General features: G+C 63.9%; 15 protein-coding genes and 1 pseudogene. 8 read left to right on the top strand and 8 right to left on the bottom strand.

The features are described 5' to 3' along the window. The first annotated feature begins 98 nt into the window (after positions 1-98). Positions 99-278: a hypothetical protein gene (locus tag NKJ26_RS09645; RefSeq protein WP_352695064.1), complete on the top strand. Its 180-nt coding sequence runs from the start codon at positions 99-101 to the stop codon at positions 276-278. Positions 279-525: 247 nt separating this feature from the next. Here the strand turns inward: NKJ26_RS09645 and NKJ26_RS09640 are convergent, their stop codons facing one another. The 5 genes from NKJ26_RS09640 to betI form a co-directional block, all read right to left on the bottom strand. After that, the gene (locus tag NKJ26_RS09640; RefSeq protein ID WP_352695063.1) at positions 526-930 is read right to left on the bottom strand and encodes a DoxX family protein; all 405 of its coding nucleotides are present in this window, start codon (positions 928-930) and stop codon (positions 526-528) included. A gap of 143 nt (positions 931-1,073) precedes the next feature. Then, entirely contained in the window at positions 1,074-1,496 is a 423-nt protein-coding gene (locus NKJ26_RS09635) for a DoxX family protein (RefSeq protein WP_352695062.1), read from the bottom strand. Positions 1,497-1,617: 121 nt separating this feature from the next. Further along, entirely contained in the window at positions 1,618-3,015 is a 1,398-nt protein-coding gene (gene fumC, locus NKJ26_RS09630; protein WP_352695061.1) for a class II fumarate hydratase, read from the bottom strand. 365 nt (positions 3,016-3,380) lie between these two features. Next, the gene (locus NKJ26_RS09625) at positions 3,381-4,598 is read right to left on the bottom strand and encodes an ISAs1 family transposase (protein WP_352695060.1); all 1,218 of its coding nucleotides are present in this window, start codon (positions 4,596-4,598) and stop codon (positions 3,381-3,383) included. 84 nt (positions 4,599-4,682) lie between these two features. Then, positions 4,683-5,321 (bottom strand): choline-binding transcriptional repressor BetI, encoded by a 639-nt coding sequence (gene betI, locus NKJ26_RS09620; RefSeq protein WP_352695059.1) that lies wholly within the window; start codon positions 5,319-5,321, stop codon positions 4,683-4,685. A gap of 83 nt (positions 5,322-5,404) precedes the next feature. On the opposite strand from betI, the gene choX reads away from it, so the two are divergent. The 3 genes from choX (at position 5,405) to NKJ26_RS09605 (ending at position 8,534) form a co-directional block, all read left to right on the top strand. Next, entirely contained in the window at positions 5,405-6,343 is a 939-nt protein-coding gene (gene choX / locus NKJ26_RS09615; RefSeq protein WP_352695058.1) for a choline ABC transporter substrate-binding protein, read from the top strand. Between the two features lie 8 nt (positions 6,344-6,351). After that, a complete protein-coding gene (locus NKJ26_RS09610; RefSeq protein WP_352695057.1) occupies positions 6,352-7,179 on the top strand; it encodes an alpha/beta fold hydrolase in 828 nt (275 codons plus the stop codon). Positions 7,180-7,562: 383 nt separating this feature from the next. After that, entirely contained in the window at positions 7,563-8,534 is a 972-nt protein-coding gene (locus tag NKJ26_RS09605; RefSeq protein WP_352695056.1) for a glycosyl transferase family 90, read from the top strand. 8 nt (positions 8,535-8,542) lie between these two features. Here the strand turns inward: NKJ26_RS09605 and NKJ26_RS09600 are convergent, their stop codons facing one another. Continuing rightward, positions 8,543-9,322, bottom strand: a complete 780-nt coding sequence (locus tag NKJ26_RS09600; protein ID WP_352695055.1) for an NIPSNAP family protein — start codon at positions 9,320-9,322, stop codon at positions 8,543-8,545. 118 nt (positions 9,323-9,440) lie between these two features. Here NKJ26_RS09600 and NKJ26_RS09595 point away from each other — a divergent pair, with 118 nt between their 5' ends. After that, on the top strand, positions 9,441-10,115 hold the full coding sequence (locus NKJ26_RS09595; RefSeq protein ID WP_352695054.1) for a TetR/AcrR family transcriptional regulator: 675 nt from the start codon (positions 9,441-9,443) through the stop codon (positions 10,113-10,115). Between the two features lie 30 nt (positions 10,116-10,145). Here NKJ26_RS09595 and NKJ26_RS09590 read toward each other — a convergent pair whose 3' ends face one another. Continuing rightward, positions 10,146-10,364: a hypothetical protein gene (locus tag NKJ26_RS09590; RefSeq protein ID WP_352695053.1), complete on the bottom strand. Its 219-nt coding sequence runs from the start codon at positions 10,362-10,364 to the stop codon at positions 10,146-10,148. A 149-nt stretch (positions 10,365-10,513) separates the two neighbouring features. Between NKJ26_RS09590 and NKJ26_RS09585 the strand changes: the two genes are divergently transcribed. Beyond that, the gene (locus NKJ26_RS09585; RefSeq protein ID WP_502903098.1) at positions 10,514-11,644 is read left to right on the top strand and encodes a metallophosphoesterase; all 1,131 of its coding nucleotides are present in this window, start codon (positions 10,514-10,516) and stop codon (positions 11,642-11,644) included. Between the two features lie 52 nt (positions 11,645-11,696). Here NKJ26_RS09585 and NKJ26_RS09580 read toward each other — a convergent pair. Further along, positions 11,697-11,870: pseudogene (locus NKJ26_RS09580) on the bottom strand (CsbD family protein); the annotation flags it as partial. Between the two features lie 179 nt (positions 11,871-12,049). Here NKJ26_RS09580 and NKJ26_RS09575 point away from each other — a divergent pair. Then, on the top strand, positions 12,050-12,718 hold the full coding sequence (locus NKJ26_RS09575; RefSeq protein WP_352695051.1) for a glutathione S-transferase family protein: 669 nt from the start codon (positions 12,050-12,052) through the stop codon (positions 12,716-12,718). An 88-nt stretch (positions 12,719-12,806) separates the two neighbouring features. Further along, complete coding sequence (locus NKJ26_RS09570; RefSeq protein ID WP_352695050.1) at positions 12,807-13,562, top strand: SDR family NAD(P)-dependent oxidoreductase; 756 nt, start codon at positions 12,807-12,809, stop codon at positions 13,560-13,562. The last annotated feature ends 110 nt before the right edge of the window (positions 13,563-13,672 follow it).

Genomic DNA, 13,672 nt, shown 5'->3' with positions numbered 1-13,672 from the left:
CCCCCTCCGGAGGGAGAGGAAAGGAGCCTGGCGTGAGTTCGTGCCCTTCCTCTACCCCGTCGATCGGGGGAGAGGTGGCTCGGCGAAGCCGAGACGGAGTGGGGGTCGACCTGGCTCGGGCGTCGAAGGCGATTCAAACCGCACCACGTCCGTCAAGCGACCAGGCGCCGGCCCCGGCCATCGACAGCGCCAGGAAAGCCGCCCGCTATGGCAATGTCCTTCATCAGCATCTGCTGGTGCTGGCGGTCGAGGGTGGGCCGAGCGTTTCGGTGAAATGAATGCGTTTATCTGACCCACGCGGATATTAGACCAACTCAATCGCGCCACTTATCAGCGGCGGCGCGATTGACGAGCGCCTTCCCCCACTCCGTCGCTGCTTCGCAGCGCCACCTCCCCCTCCGGAGGGAGAGGAAAGGAGCCTGGCGTGAGTTCGTGCCCTTCCTCTACCCCGTCGATCGGGGGAGAGGTGGCTCGGCGAAGCCGAGACGGAGTGGGGGTCGACCTGGCTCGGGCGTCGAAGGCGATTTAAACCGCACCTCGTCCGTCAACCGACCAGGCGCCGGCCCCTGCCATCGACAGCGCCAGGAAGCCGCCCGCTATGGCAATGTCCTTCATCAGCATCTGCTGGTGGAGGAACGCGAGCATCGCGTCGTCGCCGCCCTGGCCGTAATGGCCGATGAAGCCGGCGGCAATGCTGAAGGCGGCGAGCAGCAGTGCCGTGATCCGCGTCTGAAAGCCGACCACGATCAGCAGCCCGGCGATGAGTTCGAACAGGCCCGTGCCCCAGGCAGCAAGTGCCGGCAAAGGCAGGCCGAGACCGGCGAAATAGCCTGTCGTGCCGGCAATGTCGCTCAACGCGTGGAACCCGGAGGGCACGAACAGAGCGGCGAGCAGCAGCCGTGAAAGCAGAAGCAGCGCGTTGCGGGGCATGCTCACCTCCGATGCCGGATCGGGCAGGAGCTGCCCGGCGCACCGATCCTACCGGCAGAAGCCCGGCAGATCGAGGCGTATATGGACAACGAAAAAGAGGCGCGGAAAATTCCACGCCTCTTGGGTCACGTCTGTAGTTTGTCTCAGCCGCGCTTGGCGTCGATCGAGAATTTGCCCGCGCCGGTGGAGGCCAGCACCAGGAAGCCGCCGGTAATCCCGAGGTTCTTGAGGAAGTTGATCATCTGCATCTGGTCGGCCCAGCCGGTATGGGCGACCAGTGCCGTGGCGACGGTGAAGATCGCAAGCACCCAGCTGACGATCCGGGTCTGGAAACCGACGAGGATGGCGAGACCGCCGAGAAGTTCGATCAGGCCGACGACAATGGCGGTTACGGTCGGCAGCGGCAGGCCGAGGCTGCTGAAATAGCCGGCGGTGCCGGCAATCGCGGTGAGCTTACCGAAGCCCGAAAGCAGGAAAATGACGGAAAGCAGAATGCGTCCGAGCAGGATCGTGACCGAGCTGTCGGAAGTGATGCCGGAAGTGGCAGCGGATGTGTTGGTGGACATGGCGGGTCTCTCTCTGGATAACGTTTCGATGTGACCCAGATAGAGCAGGCGGACTGTTCACCAAAGATACTGATCTGGTGACAGTTCGTTCACTGCGGTAACGTTTTTGCGAGTTCCGCTTTTACCCCGGGCGCGTCATGTCTTCCGGTCGCACCAGCCGGTCATAGTCGGCTTCGCTGACCAGTCCGGTGGCCAGCGCTTCCTCGCGCAGCGTCGTGCCCTTCTTGTGCGCGGTCTTGGCGATCTTGGCGGCGTTGTCGTAGCCGATGGTCGGCGCCAGTGCCGTCACCAGCATCAGCGAACGGTCGAGAGCCGCCTTGATGTTGTCTTCGCGCGCCTCGATACCGACGACGCAATTGTCGGTGAAGGAGACCGAAGCGTCGGCGAGGAGTTGCACCGACTGCAGGAAATTATAGGCCATCAGCGGGTTGTAGACGTTGAGCTCGAAATGGCCCTGGCTACCGGCGAAGGTGAGTGCTGCATTGTTGCCGAACACCTGGACGCAGACCTGGGTCATCGCCTCGCACTGCGTCGGGTTGACCTTGCCCGGCATGATCGAGGAGCCAGGCTCGTTCTCGGGCAGCGACAATTCGCCGAGGCCCGAACGCGGACCGGAGCCGAGGAAGCGGATGTCGTTGGCGATCTTGAAGAGTGCGGCTGCCGCCGCATTGATCGCGCCGTGCGAGAACACCATGGAATCATGGGCGGCGAGCGCCTCGAACTTGTTGGGCGCGGTGACGAACGCGATGCCGGTGATGGCGGCGATACGGTCGGCAACCCTTTCGGCGAAGCCGACCGGCGCGTTGAGGCCGGTGCCGACCGCGGTACCGCCCTGCGCCAGTTCCTGCAGGCCGGGCAGCGTCATCTCGATGCGCTTGATCGACGAGGCGACCTGCGCCGCATAGCCCGAGAATTCCTGGCCGAGCGTGAGGGGGGTGGCATCCTGCGTATGGGTACGGCCGATCTTGATGATGTGGGCGAAAGCCCGGCTCTTGGCGTCGAGCGCCTTGTGCAGGTGCTTCAGCGCAGGCAACAGATCGTGCACCATGCGCTCGGCGCAAGCAATGTGCATGGCCGTCGGATAGGTGTCGTTCGACGACTGGCTCATATTGACGTGGTCGTTGGGGTGCACAGGCTTCTTCGAGCCCAACACGCCGCCCAGCATCTCGATCGCCCGGTTCGAGATCACCTCATTGGCGTTCATGTTGGACTGCGTACCCGAGCCGGTCTGCCAGACCACCAGCGGGAAATGATCATCGAGCTTGCCGTCGATAACCTCTTGCGCTGCCTCGACGATCGTCTTGCCGATCGCCGGGTCGAGCCGCTTCAGTTCCATGTTGGCTTCCGCCGCCGCCCGCTTGACGATGCCGAGCGCGCGCACGATCGACGCTGGCTGCTTTTCCCAGCCGATCTTGAAATTGCCAAGAGAACGCTGCGCCTGCGCGCCCCAGTAACGGTCGGCGGCGACCTCGATAGGGCCGAACGTGTCGGTTTCGGTTCTGGTCTCTGGCGTGCTCACGGCAAGTCTCCGGTCTGACGATTTGGGCAACGGCGTATCGCGTTGCACAAAACGCATCAAGCGGAGATTACCGGCGGTGAAGATGCAAATCGGTTGAGACAGAGCCAATCTACCCCCTCGTGGGGGACATGCCCGGTCCACCCTCCGCAGCTGCAGCGCAACTGCTGCGGAGGACGGGCAGGGCAGAGGGGGCGCGAAGGAACGCTACCCTTCGTCATTCAGCTGCCCTCAGATTAGAACAAGGCGGAAGTGCAATCGATTGAGAGATCGGCGGGACAGCGCCCCCCTCTGGCCTGCCCGTCCTCCGCAGCAGCTGCGCTGCAGCTGCGGAGGGTGGACCGGGCATCTCCCCCACGAGGGCAGGGCTATCGCATATGAGTAAAGAGGTCATAGAAGAAATCTTTGCTCCAGTTTGCCCTTCGCATCTTGCTGGCAATTGGTTTGTCGAGCGGATGGGCAGCCAAGATGTTTTGCGCGAGTCTTCGGATGACGGCCAGATTTTGTGGAGCGTTGTCCTTTCGGGTGCGGGCGTCATCTTCATGGAAGACAACATCGAGGCTCCAGTGCAACTGGTTTTCGATTGTCCAGTGGGCACGTACGGTCTCGGCCAATTTCCTGGGTGTGAGCAGCTTGGAGAGCGCGATGTAGCGGACCGACGCAGCCGTCTTATTGTCGGTCGTGCGCAGGGCTTCGATGCGACCGATGGCCTTGAGGCCTGGGAACACAGGCAGGTCCTTGAGTTTGGCAAGCGGCAAGATGCTGGCTCGGCGCACTTCGGTGCGGCCGTGAGCAGTGTCGCGCGTCTCGAAGCAGGCGATCTCGCCTGCCGCGGCAAAGCTTTTCTCAGCCGCGGCAAACAGACGGCCACGATTGGCCTTCAGCCCGAAGGCGTAGTGCGCCTTCTGCGCAATCAGCGCTTGGGCCGTGTCGGGGCGGCAATGCAGGGCGTCGGCGGTGACCGTGCAGCCCTTAAGATCCAAGCTCTTCAGCAACGCCAGCGTCGCCCCGACCTCGTCGGAGGCCAGCGCCCGCGTTGCCGCAATCGCCAGCCTGGTCTCGGCATCCCAGGCACTGACCATCAGCGGCGGCATGAAGGCACGCCCCTTCTCATAGCCGCGCCTGAGCGCCTTGCCGTCGATAGCCACCACGCCACGCGGCGGGCCAAGTCCAAGTTCGCGCCGCAACGCCGACATGAAGGCGCTCAGCGCGTTCGACAATTCCTGCGGATCAAGAAGCCGAAACACCCGGCTGAAGGTGTCGTGGCTCGGACATCCATGCTTCAGTTCGACGATCTCTCTCAGATCGTCTTCCCGCCCCTCCACGAATTCAGCAATGTCCACACAGCTTTTGGCACCGCACAGCGTCGCTGCAAGCGCCAGGAACAGAAGCTCCGCAAGATTATGCCGCGCATTGATATCGCGTGGATCTCGAACCTCGCGCAGGATAGACATAACCAACGGCACTGCGGCCTCCTCTGTAACGAGAAAGCCTCTCAAGAATCCCTCTTTTCCTACTTGGCAAGAGCAAATCAACTTATCTGCGATTCCCCTGCCCACGAGGGGGAGATCGGCTGTACCACTCACCCCCCGTGTATCCGCTATCCACCGCCTGCTGCCGAATGGTTCGAACCCGGGAGTCCGCCGCGCCGCCTTCCAGTCGGGGCGGATCTAGGGATCGACCTCGGTGCGCCGCCCGATGGCCAACCGGCCCGCGACAAAATTCTTGACTTGCCCGATCGCCTGTTCGCGCGAGACGCTGCCCGGCTGCAGGCCGAGCCGCAGCCAAAGCCCGTCGATCAGCGCGGTGACGCCGAGCGCGATGTCGTCGGCATCTCCCCTCGAGGCGAGGCCGCGCAGGCCGGACAAAAGGTTCGAGCGCATGCGTCCGTGGATGACCCTCTGGATGCGCGCCAATTTTTCGTCGCGCGGCACCTCGGCGCAAAGCGAGAGCCAGGCATGGCAAAGCGGCGGCAGGAACAGATGCTCCTCGAAATTGCCCTCGATCACCGCGTCCAGCCGCTCCATCGACGTCTGGGCCCTGCGAAGCCGGGCGACCACCGCGTTGCACAGGACCGCGTTGGCTTCGCGCATCGCGTGCTCGAACAATTCCTGCTTGTTGCGGAAATAGTGCAGCACGATGCCCTTGGAGGCGCCGGCATGGGCGGCCACCTTCTCCAGCGTCGCGCCGGCAATGCCTTCGCGCTCCAGCACCGCGAAGGCGGCCTGCCTCAATTCCTTGCGGCGTATGTCACTGAGGCGCTTGAGTTTCACGGGTTGGATCCAGGCGGAACGAATCCACCTTGACATTTTCGCCCACCCAGATCAATCATTGACCAATGGGACAATAAAAAGACCGAATGGTCAAAACCAGTGGCGAAGAGGAGAATCCAATGGTCCGCATGCTCGCGAAGGGTGTCTGTCTTGCTGCCTTGGTGCTGGCGTCTCACGCAGCCCACGCTGCCGAGGCCGAGCAGTGCAGGGCGGTCCGCATGGCCGAACCCGGCTGGAACGATCTGGCCTTCACGACCGGGGTGGCCAACGTCCTCCTGCAGGCGCTCGGCTATGAGCCGCGGAGCGAGGTGCTCGGCATCAACGTCATCTATGAAGGCATGAAAAACAGGGATCTCGATCTGTTCCTGGGGTACTGGGACCCGGCCATGGTCACTTACTACGAGCCGTACGAGAAGGACGGCTCGATCGAGAATGTGCGCGTCAATCTTGTCGGCGCCAAATACACTTTCGCCGTGCCGACCTATGCCTGGGAGGCTGGCGTCAAGGACATATCGGATCTGCACAAATTCGCCGACAAGTTCGGCAAGAAGATGTACGGCATCGAGCCCGGTTCCAATCAGCTGATGATGGACGCTATCGCCGATCCTGCTTTTGGCCTTGACGGCTGGCAGGTGGTCGAGTCGAGCGAGGCCGGCATGCTCTCGGAGGTCGGCTATGAGATCAAGGAGAAGCAGTTCATCGTCTTCCAGGGTTGGGCGCCGCACCCGATGAACACGATGTATGATTTCAAGTACCTGACCGGCGGCGACAAATTCTTCGGCCCGAATTTCGGCGCCGCGACAGTGACGACGCAGGTGCGCAAGGGCTATCTCGAGCAATGCCCGAACGTGGCGCAATTCCTCGGAAATCTTGCCTTCGACATCGATTTTGAGAATGTCGGCATGGGCTACCTGATCAATGACGGCATGAAGCCGGAGGACGGGGCATTGAAGGCGATCGCGCTGAACAAGAACCGCCTCGACGCCTGGCTCGCCGGCGTCACAACCTTCGACGGCAAACCCGGCCTTGCCGCCGTCAAGGAAAAGCTCGGCCTGTGAGACCGGCCGTGCTGGAGGCCTTGCCCGATGCCGGGGCGGAACAGGACGCCTGGCCCGGCCGTAAGCAAGTGGCCGATATTGGCGGTCTCGATACCGCCTATGTAGACATGCCAGGCGCCGAGCCAGCGCTGCTGCTGGTGCATGGCTTCACCGACACCAGCCGCAGCTTTTCGCTCCTGGCGCCGCATCTGGCGGGGCGCCGGCTGGTCATGCCCGACCTGCGCGGCCACGGCGCGTCGCAAGCAGGCCAGGGCTGCGGCATCGACGATTTCGCCGGCGACATTGCCGGGCTGATCCGGCACCTGCGGCTCGACCGGCCCGTCGTCCTCGGCCATTCGCTGGGCGCCGTGGCGGCCATCGCACTGGCTGCCCGCCATAGCGAGCTCATCGGGGGACTGGTGGTCCTGGCCGGGACGCTGAAGCCCGACTTCTCGCCGGATCACGCGCTGGTCGCCGGCGTTCAGACCCTGCGTGATCCGATCTCGCCGTCCGATCCGTTCTATGCCTTGTGGCATGCCTGCCGGCCCGGAGTGCCCAAAGCCTTCCTCGCCGGCCTGGCGAAAGACGCCTCAGCGATGCCCGCCGCGCGCTGGCGCGCGATCCTGGAGGAGATCCGCCGCGCCGACCTGACCAATGCGGCACGGGCGGTGCGGACCCGGACGCTGATCATCGCCGGCGAATGTGACCCGCTGTTCGGCGAGGCGCATCAACAGGCGCTGGCCAGGTGCCTGACGCAAGCGCGCCTCGTGCGTGCCGAGGCGTGTGGCCACAACCCGCATTGGGAGGACCCGGCCCTTGTTGCCGAGGCCATCCGCGAAACATTCGGATCCTGTTAGCCGCCAGGAGGAGATGTTGATCACCGAGGCGCGCTGCCGAAATGCGGCAGCAGCCGTTGGGTCAGGACGAACGCCGCCGTCACATTGACCGCGAGGAGTGCTGGAACTGCTCCTCGCTGACGGTCTCGAATGGCATGAGGTAGGCGACGCCGTCATTGTTGACGAGGATGTCGAGCGGCCGGCCGGATCGCTGCGCACCTGGCTGCAGCGGTCAAACCGTCGGCCAATCTCGTGGTATGAACTTCGCCGCGACTGTGCCGGGATCGTCGGCCCTTGCATCCGCCGCGTCAACGGGATAGCCGCTTTGGCGAATGAGCCGCGCACGGCGAGGTCGGATCAGCCGGCTTTCGGATCGAAATGCGTCGCGGCAAGAGCGTCTTCAAATGGCATCTCTCAAGACGGGACTTCACGCACTTCCCATCCCGGTCGATGTCGTCGAGATTGGCAGGCGCCTGCTGCCTGGGCTCAATCGCGGCGAGATTCACTGTCGCTTCGAAGACGGGAAGCTCAAGGTGCGCTCTCGCGCGGCCTGGCTGGAAAGGCACGTGCAGGTCCTGACCCTTCTTGCCGAGGCCTTGGCATCGATTGGCACCCGCAGCATGCCGCCCTTCAATATGCTTCTCGGCGACACGCCGTCCCGTCGAAGGCATCGCCATTTCCGTACGCGTTTCGCCTTCTCCCAGGCGGATGGTTATGGCGAGGTCGCCGCGCCAGATTTCGTTTTCGACGGTTGGCCGGACGCGAAGTTCGATGACTACGACCAAAAGACGCAAGCGATGGCGGCCGCGTCGGAAGGCCCCGCGCTCGACGATCGATTGTTCTGGGCCGGGCGCTGCATGAATGACGCCCGCAAAAAGATCGTCGAGATCTCATCGGCCCGGCGCGATCTGATCGAGGCGTATGACACCGAGCCGGATTACGATCTCGCCGTCAACAGGTATTCCAGCACGTTCAGGACGATGGAAGAGCAGGTCGCAACTTACCGGTACATGATCGATGTCGAGGGTGCCGGCTATAGCGGCCGCTTCAAGATGTTGCTTCACACCAGGCGTGTCGTGCTGCTGCAGGACCGGCCCTGGCGCGAGTGGTTCTTCGACGACATCGAGCCGTTTCGCCACTATGTGCCGGTGGCGCGCGATATGTCGGATCTGGCCGAGCGCGTCGAGTGGCTGCGCGCCAATCCGAAGCTGGAAACTGAAATAGCGGCGGAGGCGCGGCATTTCGCGCAGACTCGCCTGACGCGCGCGGCCGCCGTGGCGGCATGGGCGAAGCTGCTTCAGGATCACGCGGCGGCCGGCGGCAATTTGAAGTCCGGCCTTCAACACCGCAAACGCGCGACGGGCTCGCCGGCCTGACCTGGGCGTCAACGTCCAAGGCGCGAATGCGACGTCGGCGACAGCCGCAAGGTCTCCGTTGGCTTGGTCAGGTCAGGCTGCGCGGCCTGCCAAAAACCCTGCCATGCCGGCGAGTCGGCCAGAGCGGTTTCATGGCGGGCATGCGCCTCAGCGCTCTCGAAGCTGGTAACGGACACAAAGACGTTCTCATCAGCCCGCACCGGCAGCCGCGGAAAGCTGTTTTCGGCATGCTCCGTAACGAAGGCGGCGAGCAGGCGGACGCCGGGTGCCGTCATCATCGGCGCCTCGGCCTTGAACCGGCCGGTCAAATCGGTCTCCGCGCCAGGCCGCAGATGATGAATCCGGATGACAACAATGTCGGCCAGCGCCCTGTTTCGTATTGGCTTTTTGCCAGCGGCCAGGCTGGCGCGCTCGGCGCCTGAGAGGTCGAAGCCGGCGCCCGGCCACGCCGGCTTCAGCAACAACACATCGTCGGAATCGATCATTGTCGCATTGGCCGCATCGCGATGCGCCGCCCAGACCGGGCCGCCGTAGAAGGTGGTCAAGGCGTCCTTGCGCGCGGCCATGCTGTCGAAGCCGCGCAGCCAGACGAACATGTCAGGCCGGTCCATGTCCCGGAACTGCCCGATAATGGTCATCCCGGCCTGTTCCTGGCCTTCGATCAGTCTGCTGTCGAAAATGTCGATTAGCGTATCGCGCTTGCCGGGCTTCAGCGTGTATTGCCGCAATTCGACGACCGGGGAGGCAAGCGCTGCAGGCTGCGCTGAGGCGTTTAGGGGCAGGCTCATAAGCTCGTCTCCAAAAACAGGGTGATCGTCCTGTTTGTAAAACAGACCGGTTGTCCTGTTTTGTCAATCTGCTACCTTCTTTTTCTTCCCTCCTTGAGGGAGAAGGCGGAGATTCGCGATGGCCGGGCATTCCCAAAAGCGCACCAACGATCCCGAACGCATGCGCAATAGAGTGCTCGATGCCGCGCAGGAGTCGTTTCAGGCGCGCGGCTATCACGCCTCCAGCCTCGGCGACATCATGGCGGAGGCAGGCGTCAGCGGCGGCGCATTGCATCATCATTTCCCGACCAAGAAGGCGCTGGCCCTGGCGGTGATCGATGAGCGCGTGGCGGGGGCGGTCGAAGAGACATGGATCGCACCGGTGCAGGCCGCGGCTTCGGCGCGCGACGGCGTGCGGGCTGTGTTCGAGGCCGTGGCGGTGGAACTGGAACGGCAGGGGTTCGTGCGCGGCTGTCCGCTCAACAACCTGGCGCATGAACTGTCGCTCGCCGATCCGGATTTCCGGATTGCCCTTGCCGGTATCTTTTCAGCCTGGCGCCAGGCGATTGCCGTCAAGGTCACGGCCGACCAGCAGGCGGGCAGGGAGCAAGGCACCGATCCGCAGCGCTTTGCGGCACTTGCCGTCGCCACCTATTCCGGCGCCATGTCGATGGCAAAGACGGCGCAAGACGCCACCGTGCTGCGCGACTGTCTTGTGGAGTTGCAACACAGCACCCGCTCGCCTGCCTCGCCACGCAACGGAGCGGGCGCGAAACGACGGCGCAGGGTGTTGCTGCGGCCGGGAACGCCTTAGGCCGGAGGACGGGTTCTAGTTGGGCAGCGGTCAGCCGGCAAACAGGAATTGCTTCTGCGGTGATTGCGATTCATAGGTGTTGGTGACGGACATCATTCCGCCTGCGACCGGGCGAAACTCGCTCTGGATGCCAGGCCTCGCCAGAACAAAACCATTCCTGGCGGACTTGGCGTCGACGCACGGACTTCCGTGCGCGGCGCCCGCGGTGAACAGGGTCGCCGATATCGCGCCGGCAGATGCAATCTTCATGGCGTTCCCTTGCCATAGAACCTGAACTTGGAGGCCCGTAAAAATGGCGGGCGCCCGTCGCGATGTCGATGGTCGAGGGTGCTCGACTAGCGTAGCGTACCCGCAGGCTGAACTTTACGGCAGGCCGCTCTCCATGCTGAAATCCGCCGATGTGGAATAGCCGACCGCCCATATGGTCCCGACGCAGCTTTCTGGCGCAGGCCATGGGCTTTGCCGTGGCCGGCGCTTTGCCGCGTCCGGCGCTGAGCCAGGCCGGGCAGCGCATCCAGCCCATCGACGCCACTTTCCTTTTTATCGCCGATGTCCATGCCTGCCGCATGGCGAGCGGGCTTAGCCCCCATTGCGAGCAGGAAGGCAAGACCGACGCGGCGCTGCTGCGCAATGTCACGGCGCTCAATGCGGTTGGCGACAAGGATTGGCCGGCCGAGATCGACGGCGTCGCCACCGGCCTGCGCTCGGCCGGCAGCCGCATCGGCGCGCCGCTCGGCCTGGTGGTCGGCGGCGACATCACCGATGATGGCGGCGGCCAGATCGCCCAGCCGAGCGAGGGCAAGCAACTGCTCCAGTTCAGTCAGCGCTACCAGCAGGGCGTGGGCCCCGATCGCGTGCATATGCCGGTCTATGTCGGGCTGGGTAACCATGATCTCGACCAGAACGGCCCGCCGCACCATGTCGACTGGTACCGGCGCGAACTGCGCGACTATGTCGAGGTCAATCACCGCGCCGGCGTGTTCTTCAAGCCACCGGTGCCGGCCACCGACTACGACGTCGGCACCGATTGCTATTCCTGGGACTGGGGCGGGCTGCATCTCGTCCAGATGCATCGTTTCGCCGGTGACACCGGCCACGGCGCCGAAAGCAGCTTGCCCTGGCTGAAACAGGATCTGGCGACCTACGCTGGGGACGGGCGCCCGGTCATCCTGTTCCAGCACTATGGCTGGGATGCGTTTTCGATAGAACGGTGGGATCCCGCCAAAAGGGTCTACGACGATGACGGCGCCGGCGCGCCGCACTGGTGGAGCGAAAACGACAGGAAAGCGCTGCTGGCGACGCTGAAAGGCTACAATGTCGTTGGCATTTTTCACGGCCACCAGCACCGTACGCCATTGATCTACCGCCGCGACGGGCTGGACCTGTTCAAGCCCAAGGCTGCCTTTATGGGCGGGTTCGCGCTGGCGAGGGTGACCAGCGACGGCATGGATGTGGTGCTGGGCGAGGCGACCGACGACCAGGGCGGGGTTGCGTTCACCAACGCTTTCAGCAAGAGCTGGAGCACGTGAAAAAAGGCGGCGTTGGCGACCGCCTTTTCCCCACGTCCAAAGCACCCTGGAGCGCTTTGTTGACCTTGTCTTTTACGTCGCCATAGGCCTTCTGCACCTTGCCGGCGGCCTTGTCGGCTGTGCCCTTGGCCTGGGTCCGCCTGTCACCGGTCGCCTTGCCGGCGGCCTGCTTGACGGAGCCCTTGGCCTGCTTGGCCACGCCGGCGACCTGATCCTTGTTCACCATGTCCGCATCTCCTGGCAATCTTGAATTCCTTGCGGAACCAACGGGCTGGCGTCGGTTAGGTTCCGGACTACGCAAGCCGATACGTTCGCTCAGCCGCTTCCGGTGGCAAGGCTTGCAGGCTAGGCTGTGAACACGCGCCGGTCCAAGACTTCAGGACGACCGTGCGCGCGGGGAGAAAAATGGCTGAATTCACGCTCTACATCGGCAATAAATGCTTTTCCTCCTGGTCGCTGCGGCCGTGGCTGGCGATGAGGCATCTGGAGATTCCGTTCGAAGAACGGCTCGTGCGGCTGCGCACGCCCGAGACCGCCGCCAATCTGGCCAAAGTGTCGCCGACCGGGCAGGTGCCCGTTCTGGCTCACAAGCCGCTGAATCAAAACGGCAGGATCATCTGGGAAACCCTTGCCATCCTTGAATATCTTGCCGACTTGTACCCTGAAAAAAACCTCTGGCCGGCCGATATCGGCGCCCGCGCGCTGGCGCGCTCGGCGGCGACCGAGATGCATTCCGGTTTTCGCGAGGTCCGTTATGGCTGGCCGATGAATTTGCGCCGGCCCAAGGGCCACAAGCCGCTCGACGCAGAAGGCGAATCGCAACGCGCTCGCATCGAGGCGCTGTGGCGCGAGTGCCGCGAAAAATACGGCCAGGGCGGCCCGTTCCTGTTCGGCCATTTCACCGCGGCCGATGCCATGTATGCGCCTGTCGTCACCCGCTTCGAGACCTATGGTGGCACGCTCGCGGCCGACACCCGGGCCTATGTCGACGCCATGCTTTCAATGCCGGCGATGCGCGAGTGGTATGCGGAGGCAGCCAGGGAGCCTTGGCCGGAGCCCGGCCCTGACGAATAGATGTTGGGCCTGAGGTACCCTTTCAGGCCGTTGTCCACGACCTATCTAAGCCAGGCGTCTCGCGGGCAGGGCTCCAGGAGGTTTCACGATGACTGCTTCTTCCGCACCACTTGCCGGCAAGGTCGCGCTCGTCACGGGCGCTTCGTCGGGGATCGGCGAGGCGGCGGCTGCGGCGCTGGCCGCCGCCGGCGCGAAGGTGGCGGTCGCTGCCCGCCGCGCCGGTCGTCTCGAAGCGCTCGCCGTGCGGATCGAAAAGGCCGGCGGCACGGCGTTGCGCATCGAGGCCGACGTCACCAGCAACGGCGATGTCACCGCCATGGTCGAGAAAGTCATTGCCGAATGGGGTAGGCTCGACATCCTCGTCAACAATGCCGGGGTGATGCTTCTGTCTCCGGCTGCGGAGGCAACCCTCGACGACTGGCGTCGCATGGTCGAGCTCAACCTTTTGGCGCTGATGGGCGTCACCAAGGCGGCGCTGCCGCATCTCAAGGCCGCCAAGGGGCATATCGTCAACGTCTCCTCGATCGCCGGCCGCGTCGCCAACCCCGGCGCAAGCGGTTATGCGGCGACGAAATTCGGCGTCGTCGGCTTTTCCGAATCGCTGCGCCGCGAAGTCTACGCCGACAAGGTCCGTGTCACCGTCATCGAGCCCGGCCTAGTGCGCACCGAGCTTGGCGATCACATCACCAACGCCGGCTCGAAGGCCGGCCTCGACCAGCGCCTGGCCACAATGGAAGCACTGACCGCCGAGGATGTAGCGGCCGCCATTCTCTATGCGGTCAGCCAGCCGGCGCGGGTCAACGTCAACGAAATCGTCATCAGGCCGACCGACCAGGAGCGTTGACGGCTCGGACTGCAATCGGTCGCGACAAGGCGGTTCTCAATCTGGGAGACATCGGCCGCCTGGCATGCCCTTGCCCGTGGCCATTGATGACGCCCGGTGAGGGTCGTGTC

Origin of the sequence: Mesorhizobium sp. M0152 (assembly GCF_040322415.1) — a bacterium.
Taxonomy (GTDB): domain Bacteria; phylum Pseudomonadota; class Alphaproteobacteria; order Rhizobiales; family Rhizobiaceae; genus Mesorhizobium.
Note: the sequence above shows the minus strand (reverse complement) of the source record. Positions and strands in the feature narration are given on the sequence as shown.